The organism is Microbulbifer sediminum (assembly GCF_021729035.1).
In the GTDB taxonomy this organism is placed as follows: Bacteria; Pseudomonadota; Gammaproteobacteria; order Pseudomonadales; family Cellvibrionaceae; genus Microbulbifer; species Microbulbifer sediminum.
The window spans coordinates 88,046-106,982 of the sequence record NZ_JAJSAP010000006.1; the positions used below are offsets into that span (position 1 = coordinate 88,046).

17 protein-coding genes and 2 tRNA genes are annotated in these 18,937 nt (G+C 62.4%); 15 read left to right on the plus strand and 4 right to left on the minus strand.

What is annotated here, in order from left to right:
* The first annotated feature begins 107 nt into the window (after nt 1-107).
* Nucleotides 108-2,822: a phosphoenolpyruvate carboxylase gene (ppc, locus tag LVD11_RS11695; RefSeq protein ID WP_237059221.1), complete on the plus strand. Its 2,715-nt coding sequence runs from the start codon at nt 108-110 to the stop codon at nt 2,820-2,822.
* Nucleotides 2,823-2,929: 107 nt separating this feature from the next.
* Here ppc and LVD11_RS11700 read toward each other — a convergent pair.
* A tRNA-Leu gene (locus tag LVD11_RS11700) sits at nt 2,930-3,016 on the minus strand.
* Between the two features lie 149 nt (nt 3,017-3,165).
* Nucleotides 3,166-3,252, minus strand: a tRNA-Leu gene (locus LVD11_RS11705).
* 258 nt (nt 3,253-3,510) lie between these two features.
* Here LVD11_RS11705 and rnr point away from each other — a divergent pair.
* The 6 genes from rnr to LVD11_RS11735 all read left to right on the plus strand — a co-directional run bounded on the left by rnr (nt 3,511) and on the right by LVD11_RS11735 (nt 10,590).
* Entirely contained in the window at nt 3,511-6,270 is a 2,760-nt protein-coding gene (rnr, locus tag LVD11_RS11710) for a ribonuclease R (protein ID WP_237059223.1), read from the plus strand.
* 46 nt (nt 6,271-6,316) lie between these two features.
* Nucleotides 6,317-7,072, plus strand: coding sequence for a 23S rRNA (guanosine(2251)-2'-O)-methyltransferase RlmB (gene rlmB / locus LVD11_RS11715; protein WP_237059225.1), 756 nt, complete (start codon nt 6,317-6,319; stop codon nt 7,070-7,072).
* 317 nt (nt 7,073-7,389) lie between these two features.
* Entirely contained in the window at nt 7,390-7,959 is a 570-nt protein-coding gene (locus LVD11_RS11720) for an RNA polymerase sigma factor (RefSeq protein ID WP_237059227.1), read from the plus strand.
* 273 nt (nt 7,960-8,232) lie between these two features.
* Nucleotides 8,233-8,574, plus strand: a complete 342-nt coding sequence (locus LVD11_RS11725) for a hypothetical protein (protein ID WP_237059229.1) — start codon at nt 8,233-8,235, stop codon at nt 8,572-8,574.
* Nucleotides 8,575-8,609: 35 nt separating this feature from the next.
* Nucleotides 8,610-9,182 carry a hypothetical protein gene (locus LVD11_RS11730; RefSeq protein WP_237059231.1) on the plus strand — a complete coding sequence of 191 codons (573 nt, stop codon included), beginning with the start codon at nt 8,610-8,612 and terminating at the stop codon, nt 9,180-9,182.
* 94 nt (nt 9,183-9,276) lie between these two features.
* The gene (locus LVD11_RS11735) at nt 9,277-10,590 is read left to right on the plus strand and encodes a hypothetical protein (RefSeq protein WP_237059233.1); all 1,314 of its coding nucleotides are present in this window, start codon (nt 9,277-9,279) and stop codon (nt 10,588-10,590) included.
* A gap of 626 nt (nt 10,591-11,216) precedes the next feature.
* Here LVD11_RS11735 and LVD11_RS11740 read toward each other — a convergent pair.
* On the minus strand, nt 11,217-11,924 hold the full coding sequence (locus LVD11_RS11740) for a 2OG-Fe(II) oxygenase (protein WP_237059235.1): 708 nt from the start codon (nt 11,922-11,924) through the stop codon (nt 11,217-11,219).
* 526 nt (nt 11,925-12,450) lie between these two features.
* On the opposite strand from LVD11_RS11740, the gene LVD11_RS11745 reads away from it, so the two are divergent.
* From LVD11_RS11745 to LVD11_RS11760, 4 genes are all read left to right on the plus strand, one after another.
* Nucleotides 12,451-13,008 (plus strand): RNA polymerase sigma factor, encoded by a 558-nt coding sequence (locus LVD11_RS11745; RefSeq protein WP_237059237.1) that lies wholly within the window; start codon nt 12,451-12,453, stop codon nt 13,006-13,008.
* A 23-nt stretch (nt 13,009-13,031) separates the two neighbouring features.
* Nucleotides 13,032-13,691, plus strand: a complete 660-nt coding sequence (locus LVD11_RS11750) for a hypothetical protein (RefSeq protein WP_237059240.1) — start codon at nt 13,032-13,034, stop codon at nt 13,689-13,691.
* A gap of 36 nt (nt 13,692-13,727) precedes the next feature.
* Nucleotides 13,728-14,276, plus strand: a complete 549-nt coding sequence (locus LVD11_RS11755) for a hypothetical protein (RefSeq protein WP_237059242.1) — start codon at nt 13,728-13,730, stop codon at nt 14,274-14,276.
* Between the two features lie 75 nt (nt 14,277-14,351).
* On the plus strand, nt 14,352-15,701 hold the full coding sequence (locus LVD11_RS11760; protein WP_237059244.1) for a tetratricopeptide repeat protein: 1,350 nt from the start codon (nt 14,352-14,354) through the stop codon (nt 15,699-15,701).
* A 70-nt stretch (nt 15,702-15,771) separates the two neighbouring features.
* On the opposite strand, the gene LVD11_RS11765 is transcribed toward LVD11_RS11760, so the two are convergent.
* On the minus strand, nt 15,772-16,572 hold the full coding sequence (locus LVD11_RS11765; protein ID WP_237059246.1) for an alpha/beta fold hydrolase: 801 nt from the start codon (nt 16,570-16,572) through the stop codon (nt 15,772-15,774).
* 255 nt (nt 16,573-16,827) lie between these two features.
* Between LVD11_RS11765 and rpsF the strand changes: the two genes are divergently transcribed.
* The 4 genes from rpsF to rplI are packed head-to-tail and all read left to right on the plus strand — an operon-like array spanning nt 16,828 to nt 18,882.
* Complete coding sequence (rpsF, locus tag LVD11_RS11770) at nt 16,828-17,280, plus strand: 30S ribosomal protein S6 (RefSeq protein WP_237059248.1); 453 nt, start codon at nt 16,828-16,830, stop codon at nt 17,278-17,280.
* A 12-nt stretch (nt 17,281-17,292) separates the two neighbouring features.
* The gene (gene rpsR / locus LVD11_RS11775) at nt 17,293-17,523 is read left to right on the plus strand and encodes a 30S ribosomal protein S18 (protein WP_237059249.1); all 231 of its coding nucleotides are present in this window, start codon (nt 17,293-17,295) and stop codon (nt 17,521-17,523) included.
* Between the two features lie 44 nt (nt 17,524-17,567).
* Nucleotides 17,568-18,398 (plus strand): hypothetical protein, encoded by an 831-nt coding sequence (locus LVD11_RS11780; protein WP_237059251.1) that lies wholly within the window; start codon nt 17,568-17,570, stop codon nt 18,396-18,398.
* A gap of 37 nt (nt 18,399-18,435) precedes the next feature.
* Nucleotides 18,436-18,882 (plus strand): 50S ribosomal protein L9, encoded by a 447-nt coding sequence (gene rplI, locus LVD11_RS11785; RefSeq protein WP_237059253.1) that lies wholly within the window; start codon nt 18,436-18,438, stop codon nt 18,880-18,882.
* Nucleotides 18,883-18,937 lie beyond the last annotated feature (55 nt).

Here is an 18,937-nt window from a genome sequence, read left to right on the forward strand (position 1 = left end):
CTGTTTCCCCAATTCCCGTAAGTGCCTCTCCGCCATCCTTTCGGTGCGTGTTTTGCGGTATGTGCGTCATAGCGGCCTCCATGTCCTTTTTGCTGAAATATGCGAACATGTTTATTCAATATCCCGTCAGCAACCAAGGAGTGACAGAAAAGGTGTCCGAGAATCCAGACCAGAATGCCCCCCTCAGGGAAGACGTCCGCCTGCTCGGTGAGGAACTCGGTGTAGTGCTGCGGGAGCAGGCCGGCGAGCCGTTATTCGATACGGTTGAAACCATCCGCCAGGCGGCGGTTGAAAGCCGCGGACAAGGGGAGATGCAGGCGGGGCGCCTGCGTGAATTGCTGGACCCCCTTGATGACGATACCTTGCTGGAGGTGGCGCGGGCATTTAGCCAGTTCCTCAACCTCGCCAATATTGCCGAACAGCGCCATCGCGAACGCCTGCACCGGCATCACCAGCGTTTTCCCGGCGACCCGGATACCGACCAGGGCCTGCGGCAGGTACTCGCGGAACTGAAAAAAGCCGATGTCGACCGGAATAAGGTGCGCTCGACACTGGAGCAGCTGTCTGTGGAGCTGGTGCTCACTGCGCACCCGACAGAAGTTACCCGTCGTACCCTGATTCGCAAGTACGACCGGATCGCCGACCTGCTCACCGACCAGGACCGGCCCGACCTCACCGAAGAGGAGGCGGAGAACCTGCGCCGCCACTTGCGCGAGCAGATCCTGTCCGCGTGGAGCACCGACGAGATCCGCCGCGAACGCCCTACGCCGGTGGATGAGGCCAAGTGGGGCTTCGCCACCATCGAGCAGTCCCTGTGGCGCGCGGTGCCGGGAGTCATGCGAGAGATTGAGGCGGAGCTGGAGCTGGCGGGCCTGGACCCGCTACCGGCGGACTGGGTACCGATCCGCTTTGCCTCCTGGATGGGCGGTGATCGCGACGGTAACCCCAATGTCACTGCCGGCGTCACCCGCCGGGTGCTGCAGCTGGCCCGCTGGATGGCCGCGGACCTTTACCTGCGCGACGTGGAAAACCTGCTGGCAGACCTGTCCATGCATCGCGCCAGTGATGAGTTGCTCGCGCGTACCGGGCCAAGCCATGAACCCTACCGATTGCTATTGCGACAGGTGCGCGACCGACTGCAGGTCACCCGGGCGCAAATGGAGTCCCGCGTCAACGGCAACCCGGAGCCGGCGGGGGAGGGCTATACCAACGGTGCACAGCTGGCTGGAGAGCTGCGCCTGATCGATCGCTCATTGCGCGAAGTAGGGCTGTCGGCCATCGCTGACGGCCAGCTGAAAGATACCCTGCGACGGCTCAACTGTTTCGGCATTACCTTGTTGCGCCTGGATATCCGCCAGGAATCCACCCGCCACAGTGATGCACTCGATGCAATAACCCGTTACCTCGGGCTCGGCAGTTACGCAGACTGGGACGAGCCGACCAGGCAGCGCTTCCTGCTGGCAGAGCTGGAGAATCGCCGGCCGCTGGTGGACAGTGCTTTCTACCAAAGTGAATTCTGTGATGATGAGGTTCGCCAGGTGCTGGAAACCTGCGGTGTGATTGCCGAGCAGGGGCCGGAAGGGCTGGGGGCCTATGTGATTTCCATGGCGCGGGCCTCGTCCGATGTGCTGGCGGTCATGCTGTTGCAGAAGATCGCCGGGGTGCAGGAGCCCATGCGTGTGGTGCCGCTGTTCGAGACCCTCGACGACCTCAATAACGCCGGGGATATCATGAGTGCCCTGCTGGAGATTCCGTCTTATCGCCAGCGTGTTGCCAGGGGGCAGGAAGTGATGATCGGCTACTCCGATTCCGCCAAGGACGCCGGTTTCCTGGGTGCTGCCTGGGCCCAGTTCCGGGCGCAGGAAGGGCTCACGGCGATTTTCCGCGAACACGGTATCCCGCTGACCCTGTTCCACGGCCGTGGCGGTTCGATTTCCCGTGGTGGCTCGCCTACCCGCATGGCGCTGCTGTCGCAGCCGCCGGGGTCTGTTGCCGGTCGTATCCGTGTCACCGAGCAAGGCGAGATGATTCGCTTCAAATATGGGCGGCCTTCCGTTGCAGCCTATAACCTGGAGCAGTATGTTGCCGCCACCCTGGAGGCAACCCTGCTGCCGCCGGCAGAGCCGCGCCCCGAGTGGCGGGAAGCCATGGACCGGCTTACCGAGGTGTCGGTCAACAGTTACCGGGAAGTGGTGCGTGACGACCCGGCGCTGGTGGGCTACCTGCGCACTGTCACACCGGAGACCGAGCTCAGTCGGCTGGCCCTGGGCAGCCGCCCGGCGCGACGCAAGCCCGGCGGCGGGGTCGAGACGCTGCGCGCGATTCCCTGGGTTTTCGCCTGGACGCAAATCCGGCTGATGCTGCCGGCCTGGCTGGGAACCGGCGCGGCGCTGGAGACTGCCCTGAAAAGTGACGAGGGTGCCGCTACGCTCCGAACCATGAGTGAGGCGTGGCCCTTTTTCCAGACAGCGGTGGATATGCTGGAGATGGTGCTGGCGAAATCCGATACCCGGGTGGCCTCCTGGTACGAGGAGCGACTCACCGACGACAGTGAGCTGGTGCGCCTCGGCGGCCTGCTGCGGGAGCGCCTGGCCCATACCGTAGCGGCATTGCACGAGCTGACCGGCCATGAAAGCCTGCTGGACAATAATCCGGTGATGCGCTGGTCGATCCGCGTACGCGATCCCTACACGGACCCGCTGCATCTGCTGCAGGCGGAGCTGATGGCGCGGTTGCGGGACCGAGACAGTGACCCGGTGCTGGAGAGCGCGTTAATGGTGACCATTGCCGGTATCGCCGCGGGAATGCGCAACACGGGTTGAGGTTGTGGCAATAAACGCCCGGCTGCCGAGCGCGGCGCCGGGTCATCAATCCGGATGGGCAGGCAATAAAAAAAGGCCGACTCTTGCGAGTCGGCCTTTTTTGGAATTGGTGCCCAGGAGAAGACTTGAACTTCCACGACCTTGCGGTCACTAGCACCTGAAGCTAGCGCGTCTACCAATTCCGCCACCTGGGCAGGTCAACGGCGTGTGCCGTTGAGGGTGCGCAATATAAAGAATTTCCCGGGCGTGTCAATCAGGCTCTGTGACCGGGTGGGCTGCCCCCGGATGGGAGGGGAATCGAAATAAAAAAAGGCCGACTCTTGCGAGTCGGCCTTTTCGGAATTGGTGCCCAGGAGAAGACTTGAACTTCCACGACCTTGCGGTCACTAGCACCTGAAGCTAGCGCGTCTACCAATTCCGCCACCTGGGCAATTCAACGGCGTGTTGCGTTGAGGTCGCGAACTATAGAGACTTGGCCGGGGGGTGTCAACGGCCTTTTTGCGTTTAATTCAACTTTTTCTGGTATGGTCGGGTATAGCGGGGAAAATCGCTTATAATGCCAGCAACGAGCGGCAACACCGATCGGCCGGGTCCCGGCCACATTCACAACTCCCCGCCGCCTGCAGATCCAGCCGGATGACCCCGGCGACCGCGGATGAGTCGCGGTTCCCCAACAACGGATGATGTTTTGACACGAGACAAACCAACAAATCATGCCGATCCCCACGCCCAGCGCGAGGCGGAGAAATACGACAAACCGGTGCCCAGTCGCGAGTACCTGCTGCAGCTACTGGAACAGCAGCACGAGCCAGTGTCCTGGGAAACGGTGGCAGAGCTGCTGGATATCCATGACGAGGATCGCCGCGAGGGTGTGCGGCGCCGCCTGATTGCCATGTCCCGTGACGGTCAGATCGCCAGTAACCGGGCCGGCGATTTCGGTGTGCTGGACAAGATGCACCTGGTGCGGGGGCGCGTGATTGGCCACCGCGATGGCTTCGGCTTCGTATCCCCCCGGGATGGCGGGGACGACCTGTTCCTGTCCCACCGGCAGATGCGCAAAGTATTCGACGGCGACGAGGTGCTGGTACGCGAGACTCCGGGTGGTTTCCGCGGCAAGCGCGAGGCCGCTGTGATCCGGGTGCTCAAGCACAACACCTACCAACTGGCCGGGCGCCTTTACCTGGAAAACGGCATTTGCTTCGTGCGTCCGGACAACCCCCGCATCAACCAGGACATCATGGTGGCGGCGGACAAGATCGCCGATGCGGAGCATGGCCAGTATGTGGTGGTGAATATCGTCACCCAGCCCAGCCGCGACAGCCTCCCCCAGGGTGAGGTAGAGGAGGTGCTGGGAGATCACCTCGCCCCGGGCATGGAAATCGATGTCGCCATCCGTAACTACGGCATTCCCCATACCTGGCCGGCAGCGGTGCAGGAAGAAGTGGACGCCATTGCCGACGAGGTCGAGGAAGAGGACAAGAAGGCGCGGGTGGACCTGCGGCAGTTGCCGCTGGTGACCATCGATGGCGAGGATGCCCGTGATTTCGATGATGCGGTGTTCTGTGAGCTATTGCCCGACAACAGCTGGAAGCTGCTGGTGGCCATCGCTGACGTGTCCCATTACGTGCATCCGGGCAGTGCCCTGGACGAGGAGGCACACAGCCGGGGCAATTCGGTCTATTTTCCCGATTTCGTGGTGCCGATGCTGCCGGAGAAGCTCTCCAACGGCCTCTGTTCGCTGAACCCGGAGGTCGATCGCCTGTGTATGGTGTGTGAAGTACAGATCGACCGGCGCGGCGAGATCCGTGACTTCCGTTTCTTCGAGGGCGTGATGCGCAGTCACGCACGCCTGACCTATACCCAGGTGGGCCAGATAATCGAGGAGCGGGACAGCCGTGACAGTGGCCTGCGCAAGCAGTTTGCCGCACTTACCCCGCACCTGGACAACCTGCACGACCTCTACCGGGCCCTGCGCGGCGCGCGGGACCGGCGCGGTGCCATCGATTTCGAAACCACCGAGACCCGCATCCTGTTCGACCAGCAGCGCAAGATCGAGCGCATCGTGCCGGTGCAGCGCAACGATGCCCACAAGCTGATTGAGGAATGCATGCTGGCGGCCAATGTCTGTGCGGCCAAGCTGGCGGAGCTGTCCGAATTACCGTCACTCTACCGGGTGCACGATACCCCGAAGGAGGAAAAGCTCAGTAACCTCCGGGAATACCTGGGGGAGCTGGGCCTGCGTCTGCCCGGCGGGGCCGAGCCCCAGCCGATGGACTTCCAGGTACTGATGGAGCAGGTAGAGGGGCGCGCCGATGCACACATTATCCAGATGATGATGCTGCGCTCGATGAACCAGGCGGTATATCAGCCGGAAAACCGCGGGCACTTTGGCCTGGATTACGAGGCCTATGCCCACTTTACCTCCCCCATCCGGCGCTACCCGGACCTGCTGCTGCACCGCGAGTTGCGCTGGCTGATCCGCAACGGCAGCGCCAATCCGGCGGCGGTCGCGAAAAAAGTTCACCCCGTGCCAGGGGCGGAGGCGATCCCGCGGGAAAATATCATTCCCTACGATATGGCCGCCATGGTCCAGCTGGGCGAGCACTGCTCGATGACCGAGCGCCGTGCCGATGATGCCACCCGCGATGTGGTCAGCTGGTTGAAGTGTGAATACCTGCAGGATCATGTGGGCGAGGTTTACCCGGGCGTGATCAGTGCGGTGACCGGTTTTGGCCTGTTTGTGGAACTGGACCAGCTCTATGTGGAGGGCCTGGTGCACGTTACCGCGCTGCCCAAGGATTACTACAACTTCGAGCAGGCCCACCAGCGACTGGTGGGCGAGCGCAGCGGCGTGCGCTATCACCTCGGGGATTCGGTAACCGTGCGGGTGGCCAGGGTTGACCTGGAGGAGCGCAAGGTGGATTTCACCCTGGAAGAGCTGTTGAAGAGCCCCAAGCGCAAGCTCCCGCCGAAGGAGAGCCGGGGTAAAAAGCAGGAAACACATGTCAGCCCGCGGGCCATGGAGCTGGCGGTGGAACACCAGGAGGAGCGCGGCCGGCGCAACGGTTCAGGGGGCGGCAAGTCTGCGGCACGGGGCGGGGAGAATAAAGCCTCACGCGCCGCCGGCAGTCCCTGGAAGAAGCTCCCGGAGACCCCCCCGGGCGAAACGCCCTTCCGCAAGCGCAAGGTAGGCTCGAAAGAGAGCGAGCCGGTTGCCCCGACCCCGCCGGCGACCGGAGCCCCCGCCCCCGCAGAAGATGAGGCGGGTGAAGAGGCGCCGCGCCGGCGCGGTCCGCGGCGCACCCCGCCCCGCAAGGGTGGCAAGCGCCCCGCGGTGGCGGCACGCAAGGCTGCACAGAAAGCAGCGAAGGCCAAGGCCGGTAACGGCAAGGGCAAAAAGAAAGTGCGCAAAAAGCATGTCGCCGCCCGCGGTAAAAAGAAAAAGTAGTCAGCGCTTACACGCTCCCGTTGACCCAACCAGTTGAATTGGATTTATGGCCACAGAGATCGTCTATGGTCTGCACGCGGTGCAGGCTCTCCTGAAAAGCGCCCCCCAGCAGGTACAGGAACTGCTGCTGCTCCGTGGGCGGCGGGATCAGAAATTACAAAAACTGGTCCGCCAGGCGGAAAAAAACGGCATTGCACTGCGCTACGCTGACCGCCGGGCCCTGGATGAAAAAGTGGGGGGCGAGGGCAATCACCAGGGCGTGGTGGCCGTATGTACCGGGGCCGCGAAGGTCTATGATGAGCGTTTCCTCAAGGAGTTGCTGGAAACCCTCGAACAAAATTCCGAGGCGCCCTTCCTGTTGATCCTCGACGGCGTCACCGATCCCCATAACCTGGGTGCCTGCCTGCGCTCCGCAGAAGCCGCCGGGGTGCACGCGGTCATTGTGCCCAAGGATAAGTCCGCCGGCCTCACGCCGACTGCGCGCAAGGTTGCCTGCGGTGCAGCCGAAGTCCTGCCGCTGGTGACGGTCACCAACCTGGCGCGCACCATGCAGCAACTGCAGCAGGCGGGCGTGTGGATTTTCGGGGCCGCCGGAGAGGGTGATCAGGATGTTTTTGCTGCCAGCCTCAGGGGCGGCATAGCCCTCGCCATGGGTGCCGAGGGGTCTGGCCTGCGTCGCCTGACCCGGGAGCACTGCGATCACCTGATCCGTATCCCCATGGCGGGAGAGGTGAGCAGTCTCAATGTCTCGGTGGCTACCGGTGTCTGCCTGTTTGAGGCGGTGCGCCAGCGCTCTAGCTGAATCCATCCGGTCGTAGAGTCCCCGCATCGCTCCCTAACCCCCCTTGTCCCTATCCCCCTTGCCCCGGGCAAGGGGTTTCTCGCCAGCCTATTGAAATCCCTCGCAAAACCCGGCGGTAATCAACGTCTTCGTCCCGTATTGCGCCTGAATAAACGCTCCCCCTGCTAAATTTCCCCTGCGGCAGAATTTTACGGAACCCTCTGTCCTGCCCGTTCGTGTAACAGCGACAGGCCGCCTCAGCAGTATGCCCTTCCCCCGACCGGGGCTTCGCATTGGGCCGGCGTTACCCCAAGTCCCAGCCAATCGGGAGTAGTGGTTTGAATACCTGGCTGACGCGTCTTTTCCATACCCCACAGTCCCGGGAGGACCGGTTTGTCTCCCTCGTTTCACCGCACCTCCGCCGGATGTACCGCATGGCGTACCGGTGGACCATGAATGCACACGAGGCCGAAGACCTGGTGCAGGATGTACTGGTGCGGCTCGTGCCGCGCGTGGCAGAGCTGGAGGCGGTTGAGCGGTTGGGTCCCTGGCTGGTCCGGGTTCTGTACCGGCGTTACGTGGATCTATACCGGCGTCGCTGTGCTTCTCCCATTGACGCGAACCTGTCACTGGAAAGCGATGACCTTGAACGTCGCGCTCCGGCCCGCGGCAATGATGACTTCCGGCGCGCCGAATTACAGCGCGCGCTACAGCGAGCCCTGTGGGCACTGGATGAGGAATGGCGCGATATCGTGCTACTTCATGATGTTGAAGGCTACACCGCCATCGAGGTGGCGGACATCCTGCAACTGAATGTGGGCACGGTGAAATCCCGTCTGCATCGCGCCCGGGCGAAACTGAAAAAAAGCCTCGCGCCCGGAACCCTCCAGATCTCTGAAGCGTGTTAGGGGGCAAAGGAGCAGCAGACCATGTCAACAAAGGAACCTCTAAGCCACTCCTGTCCCGGGCCGCTGGGCGACGACCGGTTGCAGCGCCTCCTGCGGGAAATGCCGGCCCCGGAACCGGAGGTGGGATTTGAGCGGCGGGTGTTGAGGGCGGCTCTGGCCATTCGGCATGAGCGAAGCGAATCCCGGATGTGGTGGTTCAGGCCGATGCGTTGGCCTGTGGCGGCAACCGCCTTCTGCCTACTGGGGCTTTTCCTGGCTAAAGGTGGCCTCCGTGTGAACGCGCCTGTCCCGGCGCTGGCTGACTGGGAAGCGGCGACCCCGCGAACGGTGCATATCGTACTGGATAGTCCGCGCCAGCTCCCGGGCGCAACGATTCGGGTCAGGCTGCCTGCCGGCGCGACACTCGAGGGTTACCGCGATATCGACACGTTGCAGTGGCAGGCAGATATTCCCGCCGGAGGCAACCGACTGTCATTGCCGGTGCTGGTAACAGGCGGTACACCCGAGGGGATTATCCGGGTGGAAATCGAGCACGAGGGCGCGCGCAAGGCGCTGGAGTTTTCAATCCCACCGCCATCAAAGGATGACGGCGGTGCGTCTATCACTACAACCTGATTGCAGGTTGGGTTTTCCAAAAGAGGTAAAGGAAGATGTTGCGGAAAAATCTACTGGTCCTGGGGCTCGCCGCCGGCGCCTGCATGGCCGTGCCGGGTTACGCCCAGGAAGTCGAAAGCCAGGCCGACCTGGATATCACCCTGTCTGTGGCCGAGAGTGCGCAGGATGCGCAGGATGTCCTGAACAATATTGACCTTCCGCCCGAGCTGCGGGAAGTGGCTGAACAGCAGCTGGCCGCCGTGATCGCGGCAATCGAGGCTGCCAATACCGGCGAATCCTCGGGAGAAGCCGGGGCGAAGGTTGATGCGGAGACCAGGGCGCGCTTTGCGGAGGCGCTGGCCCGCAGCCGCGAGTTGGCCAGCAGCAATACTGCGGCGGCCAATGCCGCGGTGGCGGATGCGCAGATGGCCGCAGAGGCAGCGCGGGAAGCGATCGAGGAGGCGGTCAAGAACGGTCTCACCGGCGCGGAGGTCGAGGGGATCATCGACCAGATGATGCAGGATATCCTCAACAGTCTGCCGGCTGACGTGCGCGAACAGATGCCGGCTGATATCGGCACCCTGATCCAGGATGCAAAGGATAGCGCTACCGATAGCCCGGATACGTGATACCGGAATGTAGGTGTGCCCGGCACCGGGGGGACTGCTCCCGTGCCGGGACTGCAATTGGCAATACGGGTACGGTAAACACGGGGTAAAGAAAGTGAAGGTAAAGGACTACCTGCAAAGGCTGGCACTATTGGCTGTGCTGGGTGTTACATCACAGTCGCCGGTTGCGGCCGAGTTCGAGGATGGCGTCAAAGCTTTCAGGGCCAGTGACTACCAGCGAGCACTGTTGGCTTTCTCATCGCTGGAAGCGCGCGGCAATAACAGCGCGCGACTGAAATATAATATTGGCGTCACGTTGGTGAAACTCGGGCGTTATCGTGAGGCGGCAAGTTATTTCTATCAGCTTCTCGACGATCCGGAATGGCGCGACCTGGCACGCTATAACCTGGCGCTGACAGCGGAAAAGCGCGATCGGCCGCTACTCGCTGCGAGGCACTACCGGAAGGTCACGGAGACTGCCGATTCAGAAAAGTTGCGCAAGCTCGCAAGCAGTCGCCTGAACGCGCTCGCAGCGGACGATCGCGGTGCAATCCACCGACAATGGTTGGGGCTGGCGAGTCTCTCTGCGGGTTACGACAACAATGCCTACGCATTGCAAAACGAACTGCTTGCCGATGTGGAAATGGGAGAGGATAGCTTTACCGAAGGTTTTGTGTGGGGGCAGTACCGCGTGCGGGGAACCCCCGCGGATGGATGGCGCCTGCATGGCTATGCTTTCAGCCGCCGCTACCGGGAACTGGAGAGCCTGAACCTTAACAGCGTGAGTGCAGCGCTTTCCCGCGACAAGCACTGGCAGGGATGGGACACCGAAGTGGGCCTGGCGGGCGAATTCATCTATCTGGGGGGCGACCAGGTCTCCCGCCAGGTGAACCTGGTGAGCAGGCTGACCCGTAACCTTGGCATTGGTAGCCTGTCCCTGTCATACCTTCCGGGCTACTATCTTGGCGGTGAAGGCTACGAATACCTGGATGGCTGGCGCCAGCGCGTGGCGCTCAAGTGGCGTCGTCCCCTGCTGGCCGGCGAGCTGCTGGCGTTTTACCAGTATGACAGTAACGACCGCGCAGACCTGGAGCGTGAAGCGCAGGACTATTACAGTTACTCCCCGGCCCGACATTCGCTGGGCAGCGAGCTGGAGTGGCCGATCCTGGGGCGTTGGACCCTGTCCGCCGGCATGGAGTTTCGGCAGAGCGTCTATGACGGCACAAACCGGATCACCCGTGATGACGGCTCGGTGATCAGCTACCAGCGTGAGTCCGACAGGCTGAAGTCCTGGATCGAGACGCGATACCGGCTCAGCCCCAGGTTCAGTCTCGATGGCAAGGTGGTCAATATCGATAACCGTGAGAACCGGGATATTTACACATTTGATAAAACCGAGTTCAGCCTGGGGGTCAGCTACGTTTTCTGAGGGCAGGTGGCAGATGGCGCCGGCTTGGGCCTGTCAGTCGCCCGTCTCCTGATTTCCTGGTGGCTTCATCGAAGCCTGTAGACCTCTCCCTTGTCTATATCGTGAAGCCACCATTTTTACCGAACATTTACTCCTGTGCTCAACCCTTCATTTTATGAATGCACGCCAAAGATAAATTCGGTACAGGGATCGAGTTAGTCAAGAATAATCTTTGTTGTCCAGCTGACGGGCTCCGTTACTTCTCCATATCCTTTATGTTTTGCATCCTAATGTTGCGGCATCAGGTGCTGGGCGTTTACAGGGCTGTGTAACTATCAGGCAGCAAAAGAAGTGCATGATTCCGATCGTGTATGAATGGTGTGCGGGCCAGGAGCTTGTGGGCATGCCTGTGTGTAGCAAAAGTCGGCAGGTCTTGCTGGTGAGCCAGCCCCTTCGGATGCGCGTATTGAATTGGCAGGTGCAAACCGGCCGGCTCCCCAATGGCTGTCTTCGCTGCTCCCCCAGGCAAGGGCTCCCTGCGGCATCGCGGCAACGCCTGTCCGTTCGGCAGTCTACATATGGCGATATCTGCCCGCGCACGGCGGGCCGGGTTACCGGCTATACCTCCGGGGGCGTTTAGCGCGGGGTTACGGCCCGGTGCCGTAAAGTTCGGCTGCCGGGCGGTACATTACCCAGGAGGTGAGCACGTACTTGTCGCCGGAAATCGGAACGTTGCCGCGATGGGTATGGGTAAAGCTGCAAGGGGAGAGTACCAGGCTGCCCTGGCGGGGCTTGAGCTTGATGTCCTGGTACTGGAACTCGGTTTCTCCCCCTTCCTTCACATCATTCAGGTACAGGAGCCAGAACAGGACCCGATGCAGGGATTTCTGTCCGGCGTCCGTGGGGTGAGGGTAATGTTCCGAATGCCAGTGGCGGAAGCCGCCGACTGATTGCCGGTAGTGCTGGAAGTTGATGCCGTCAAACCGGAATATGCCCGAAACCAGCATTTGCAGCTGCTCTTCAGGCAGCTGCCCAATATCGTCGCTGGTCAGGTTGCGGGGTGCCTGCAGTCCTTCATCATAAATGGTGGGGGAGAGTGCGCCGGTCAGCATGTGCGGGTAGCGCCGGCAATAGCCCATCAGGGCACGCAGTACTACCTGGTTGACAGTGCTGCACTCCTCGCGCCAGGACTCGAGCCCGGAGATATACAGGTCAGAGCTGTCCTTTTTGCTTCTGTCCACACCGGAGCCGATGCGGCCCGGCTGTTTATCCGGGGCTTCATCAAACTTGCGAATCAGCTGCTGGCAGGTCTCCGCCGATACAGCACGTTCGAAGAGCGTGACCAGAGAATCCATAGCATCACTACCATTGTTGTGATTGTTTTAGTGGTGGCGCAGGGCAAGGGCTACCGCACAGCCGGTAAACCGATACCGCAGGGTAAATATTCGCACGGGGCGCAGGAGTAGTGAAGGGCGGCGCTGCGCCCGCTCCGTTTTGGGGAGTTTGCCGGGCATGGATTGCGCGGTACAGCCCCTGGGTGAGGCGGTTGGGGATTGGGCCACCAACCCGCTATCCACACGGGCGAGGCCAGCGTATCTCCGGATCAGCAGCCGTGAAACTAGCCGATAGGTGGCCTGTCGAAGCCACTGCAGGCGGGAGGCCATTGCCGGCGCAGGGGCCCCGGATTTTCACAGCAAAAGGTTCCCGTTGCGGCTGCTGTTGGAAATTTTTCCTCGGAAGCCCGCGGGAGGTCTGGCCTGTGAAGCTGCGATTGGGGAAAGAAGTGAAAATAATTTCGCTGGTGCGGGAACCTTTTCGTGATGCCGTGCGTGTAAGAGTAAACAGATTGTTTGCAGGTTCGAGGGGGAGCGGGTAAGCCCGATGACGTTGTTACGCTGGCCGAAAAGACCGGAGGACCGGTTTACCGCCCTGGTGCGTCCGCACCTGCGCCTTCTGCACCGCATGGCCTACCGCTGGACGCAGCATGGCGACGAGGCGGAGGACCTGGTGCAGGATGTCCTCACCCGCCTATTCCCCAGAGTCGCCGAGCTGGAAAAGGTGGATAAGCTGGGCCCCTGGCTGGTCCGGGTGCTGTATCGACGCTTTGTCGACCTCTACCGCCGCAATGCCAATTCCCCGATTGACGATAATGCCGAGCCTTCCGCTGACGACGCGCTCTTTGATCAGCGCATGACCGGTGAGTGTGAGCAGCTGGAAAAATTGATCCTGCAGCGCGAGCTCAATCGCGCCCTGTTTTCAATCGATAGTGGCTGGCGGGATGTGGTGCTGCTCCACGATGTGGAAGGGTATGCGGTGCTGGAAGTGGCCGAAATACTAGACCTGAACGTCGGCACAGTGAAGTCGCGGCTGCATCGTGCGCGAAAAAAATTGCGTTTGGCACTGGAAGCGGGAACCAAAACCGTTCCCGAAACGTGTTAAGGGACAAACGGGAGGGAATGATGATGGATTGCAGACTGGCACAGCAGCAGCTCGAGCAGCTCAAGCCCGAAAATGAGCCGGGACTGCTGTTACACCTGCGTCGCTGTGGCGATTGCCGGGAATATGCCGAGGACCTGCGGATCGCCCGCCTGTTGCGCAGTATGCCGGCGCCCGAGCCGACAGCAGGCTTCGAGTCCCGCGTGCTGGATGGTGCAATCAGGCAGTCGCGCCCGGCACGACTGGTGGGGAATGCCACCGGCTGGAAGCTGGCCACGGCCGCGAGCCTGTTGCTGGCCGTCTTCCTGGCTTTGCCCCGGCAGTCACCCGCACCGGCCGGTCCAGTCGGGCAGTTGGCCGAAACAGCCAGGCCTGACGTGGTGCCGGTAACGCTGGCGTTGAACAGCGGGCGGGCGCTGGCTGGCGCGAAAATCCGTGTAGTAATGCCCGAGCACCTGGAGGTTCGGGGGTTCGAAAATCAGCGTGATTTGCAATGGCGTACGGACCTGAAAGCCGGAGCCAACCGTCTGACGCTTCCTGTGCAGCAGCGCACCGGTCGCGTCAATGACGTGATCCTGATTGAGATTGAGCACGACGGTGCCCGCCGGGAGTTCCGGGTGCCGGTCCCCGACGGTAATGGTGCCGAAGTGCGGGGGCAGGATGCACAGGGAATGCAAACAATTTAAATAGACGTTGAAGAGCGAACCACGATGAGGTGGATAATGAAAGCTTATAAAAAACTGCTGTTTACAGCCGTATTTTTTTCATCCCAGGCCGCGATGCCGGCCCTGGCCCAGGAAGAAACCGATAGCGGTGACCTGGATGTTGAAGTGACCGTGGTCGAGGCAAACGAGAACGCCGCCGACGCCGTCAACGATATCGAGCTGCCGGAAGAGGCCAGTGATGTCGCCCGCATGGCGATCGAGGACGGTGGCCTGGCGGTAGCCGAGGCCGCGCGCAACGGCGAACTCGGTGGTGATGAGGAAGAGCTTGAAGAGGCGGTCGAGGGCGCTGAAGAAGCGGCCATGAACGCCGAAAAAGCCCTGGCCGAAGCGGCTGCCAATGCCAATGAGGCCGCCCGGGAAGCCATTAACAATGCCCTGTCCGGGGGAGCCTCCGCTGAGGAAATCCTCGAGGATATCCCGGCGGACGTGATCGAGAGCCTGCCCGAGGATATCCAGGACCAGCTCAACGAGGTGCTGGAGAATATCCCGGACGTGGAGGCCCCCGAAGTTGAAACCCCTGAGGTGGATACCCCCACGGGTGGCTGAGGTCGCCTGACCGCAACCTGACTCCAGGCTGGGCAGCAATGCCCGGCCTTTTTGTGTATGTAAAAGAGGTGTTTTGTGCGCACGATAATAAATGCATTGGCCGCCTGTTGCCTCGCTTCCGGCGCGACCCTGGCAAGCGCCCAGCAGGATGCTTTCTCCCAGGGGACTTCCGCGTTCAAGCGCGGAGACTACGGCGTAGCCCTGGAGCGCTTCGAGACCGCCCGTGCGCGGGGCAACCGCAGTGACAACTTGTCGTACAACATGGGGGTGACCCTGTTCAAGCTGGGACGCTATGGCGAGGCCGGTGACTGGTTCGAATCCCTGCTCGACAGTCCACAATGGCGTGACCTGGCCTTGTTCCAGCTCGGGCTGGTAGCAGAAAAGCGCGGCGACCGGGACCTGGCGGGCCAGCGTTATGAAATGGTGGTGGCCTCCCGCTCGGAAAAGCTGCGCCGCCTGGCCAGCGCACGACTCGCCAGGCTGGAGGGCCTCGCCGAGTCCTCCAGGCCCGAGCCACAGACAGGCACCGCGCGCAGCGGGGGCAGGCGCGGTTCGGCGCTACTGAAGCTGGCCGCGGGCCACGATGACAACGTCTATGCCCTGCGGGATGAGCTCCTGGGGGGGGGGTCCGGGGGAGAGGACACCTACATGGATCTCTTCGCCTGGGGGCAGTACCGGCTGGCCGGCACAGCCACCGATGGCTGGCGCCTGCAGGGCTATGCGTTCCAGCGCGGATACTCGGAGTACAGCTCCCTCGATCTCAGCAGTGTCAGCACCGGCGTGGCCCGGGACATGCGCTGGGGCGCGTGGCAGCTGGAGCTGGGTGGCGCAGTGGAGCAGGTGGCTCTCGACGGGGAAGAAGTTTTCCAGCAACTGCGCCTCGAGGCCCGGGCCAGCCAGCGTATTGGTGACGGCGAGCTGGAGCTGGCATTTGTCCCCGCGCAGTTTTCCGGTGGCGATGGTTACGAGTACCTGGATGGCACTCGCCAGCGTTTCGAGGCCGAATGGGAGCAACCCCTTGGCCGAGCACAGCTCGAAGTGGGTTACCAGCTGGACCTGAACGATCGCGAAGATCTGCTGGTTGCCGGTGCTACCGGCGAGAACTTCTACAGCTACTCTCCGGTCCGGCATACCTTCGGCGCCGAGGCCCAGTGGCCGTTAGCGGGAAACTGGCTGCTGTCCACTGGCTCGGAGTACCGGTTGAGTACCTATGATGGTGAAAACCGGCTGGTTGACACCGATGGTGTTGTGCGGGTCCAGCAGCGGGAAGCCGACCGCCTGAAAGCCTGGCTGGGCTCCCAGTGGCTGGTGACGCCACGGCTGCGCCTGGCGGGCAAGCTGACGTACACCAACAACGATGAAAACTTCGAGGTGTACGACCACGACAAGACAGAGGCAAGCCTCGGCGTTACCTATACCTTCTGATTTTCCTCGGTGGCCCTGTCGACAGGCGGGGCCGGCAGTTTTTCCCGGCGCACAGGGACGCGTGCCGGTTTTATTGCAGCCAGCGTTGCAGTGCCGCAACGATGGCCTCAGGCTCCCGCAGCCAGTTCAGGTGCGGGTTGCCGGCGCTTCGCGGCAGTTCGACATGTTGAACCTCCCCTCCCAGCAGCGATGCCAGGCGGGCGGTTGCTGCCGGCGGGGCAAACTCATCGCCAGAGATGCCCAGGTGCAGGGAGGGCCCGCGCCCGGAGCGGACGGAGGGCCGGGCCTCGGGCGGGAAGTGTCCGCTGAGAACCGAGGTCGCCCAGTCCGCCATCACCCCGCGCGCCTCCCGCCCGCCAAAACCCAGTGCCCGGCCCGGGAAGTAGCCCAGCAGGTGGCCGCTGCACCAGGCCAGCCCTGCCAGGCCAAGCACTTTCAGGCGCATGTTGCCGCGCCAGCAGCGGTAATGGAGGTGCCCGGCCGCTACCGTGACAATGCGTGCCTCACCCGTCAGTCCCTCCCTCGCTGCCAGTGTCGCTACCTGGCCGCCAATACTGTGGCCGACGATGGCGGCCGGAGGGGCCAGCCGTTCCAGCAGCGATGGCAGGAACCGGTGGACCAGGTCGCTGTATCCGAGGTCGGCGCGGCGCGATGGGCGCGGCAGGCTGGCGCCGGTGCCCGGCAGCTCGGTCACTGCACTGCCGTAACCAGCCGCAGCCAGTCTGTCCTGCAGGCGTTGATAGCGGGAGGCGGGCACGCCCAGGGCCGGTAGCACCAGCAGCATTGGTGCGTCGGGGGCGGGCCGGCAGAGGCTGACCGGCACGCGGAACGGGCCGAACTGGTGGTCAAGTGTCTCGAGGGTTGGGGGCATGGAAGTTCCCGGGTTCCTGGAGGGATATCGTGGACGTTAACGGCCGGCGGTGGGGGCGGCCATGACCGGAACGATGAAACCGGTTGGCCACATTTCCCGGGCTGGTGGCAGCGGCGGCAAAACCATTGATCAACTTGCAACCAGGGGGGCAACTGCATAGAATACGCCGCCCGCGATGTGCCCCCGCAACTGGGGCCATTGCACTCCTTGCCTCACCGGATGTCCGGGAGGCTGTTTAACCCGTAAGGAGCGAAAATGCGTCATTACGAAATTGTATTCCTGGTTCACCCGGACCAGAGCGAACAGGTACCCGGCATGGTGGAGCGTTACACCGCCGCCATCAAGGACAACGGTGGCCAGGTTCACCGCCTGGAAGACTGGGGCCGTCGCCGTCTCGCCTACCCGATCAACAAGATCCACAAGGCGCACTACGTGCTGATGAACGTCGAGTGCACCGAAGAAGCTCTGGAAGAGCTGACCACCAACTTCCGTTACAACGATGCCGTGCTGCGCAACATGGTGATCCGCGAAGATGAAGCGATCACCGAAGAGAGCCCCATCATGAAGGCGGAAAAAGAGAGCCGCGAGCGCAAGGCCGCCCGCGCCGAGCGCAGCGAGCGCCGCGAGCGTACCGAGAAGGACGACAAGTCTTCCGGTGAATCCAAGCCCAAGGAAGAGGAATCTTCCGACAAGGCAAGCGAAGAGTAAGGGGGTTACCAGATGGCACGTTTTTTCCGTCGTCGTAAGTTCTGCCGTTTCACCGCAGAAGGTGTAAAGCGTATCGACTACAAAGATCTCGATACCCTGAAGGCCTACATCTCCGAAACCGGCAAGATCGTACCGAGCCGTATTACCGGAACCAAAGCCCGTTATCAGCGCCAGCTGGCCACTGCGGTCAAGCGCGCTCGTTACCTGGCACTGCTGCCGTACACGGACAGCCACGAATCCTAAGCAGCTGTTTTGCTTAGAAACGTAACAAGAGAAGCTATCTAAAGATGCGCGCCCTGGCTGAGTTTATTATGCGCGGGCGCGTGCGGGCGGTGCTCACTGCGATGGTGGGTATCCCCCTGATCAGCCCGGCGGCGCTGGCTCTGGTGAGCCTGCGCAAGGGGACCAACGACGGCCTGATGGTGCTGGCCTGGGCTCTGCTGCCGGTGGTTGCCGGGGGCATGAGCGGGGTTTTTTCGCCGCTGATGACCGGTCTGGGAGCCACGCACCTGGTGGCGGTTTTCTGCGGTGCCCTGGCGCTGCGCGGGACCCGCTCCTGGGCTTCGGCCCTGGTGGTGCTGACCGCGGTGGCCGCGGCAGGGATCCTGGCGACCTCGCATTTCAGCGGCGGTTTGCTGGAGACGCTGTTGCAGGCTGCGGCTGAATCCGGCGGTGCCCAGGCTGACCAGCTGCGCCAGGTCTTCGACAGTGAGGCCCTGGCGACCGGTTACCTGGCCCTGGTATCGGCGATTACGGCGACCCTGGCCCTGGTGCTGGGGCGGTGGTGGCAGGCGCTGCTGTACAACCCCGGCGGCCTCCGCCAGGAGTTCCACCAGCTGCGCATGCCGTTACCGCTGGCGGCCACCGCCATGTTGTTGTGGGTATTCTGCCTGCTGACCCCGGGACTTGCCTTCTGGGGTGCGGTGGTGGCCTTCCCGCTGGTGTTGGCTGGCATTGCGCTGATCCACTGGCTGGTGGCCCAGCGCGGCTGGGGCCGAGGCCCGCTGGTGGCGCTATATGTGGCGCTGGTCATTGCGGCCCTGCCGCTGGCCGGCTTCCTCTGTGGGCTGGCACTGATCGATAGCTGGATTGATATTCGCGGACGTTCCGCCAAGTAGGGGCGCGCCGCACAATACTGAAATTGAGGAAACCGAGATGGAAGTTATTCTGCTCGATAAAGTAGGCAAACTGGGCAACGTGGGTGACCGCGTTGAGGTCAAAGCCGGTTTCGGCCGCAACTTCCTGCTGCCCACTGGCAAGGCCATCCGCGCCACTGCCGCCAATATCGCCGAATTTGAAGCCAAGCGTGCTGAGCTGGAAGCCGCTGCCGCCGCGAAGGTCAAGGCTGCTGAAGAGCGTGCCGAGAAGCTGTCCGGCCTGGCCGTAACCATCGCTGCCAACGCTGGCGACGAAGGCAAGCTGTTCGGCTCCGTCGGTGCGGGTGACATCGCTGATGCCATCACTGCCGAGGGCGTAGAAGTGGCCAAGGCCGAGGTCAACCTGCCGGAAGGCACCCTGCGTGAGACCGGCGAGTACGACATCGACGTTCAGCTGCACGCTGACGTTGTTGCCACCGTCAAGGTAGTGATCGTCGCAGAATAAGCGCAACGCGCTTATCTGGCAGCCAGGGCGGGCCGAGGGTTCGCCCTGCCGGGCC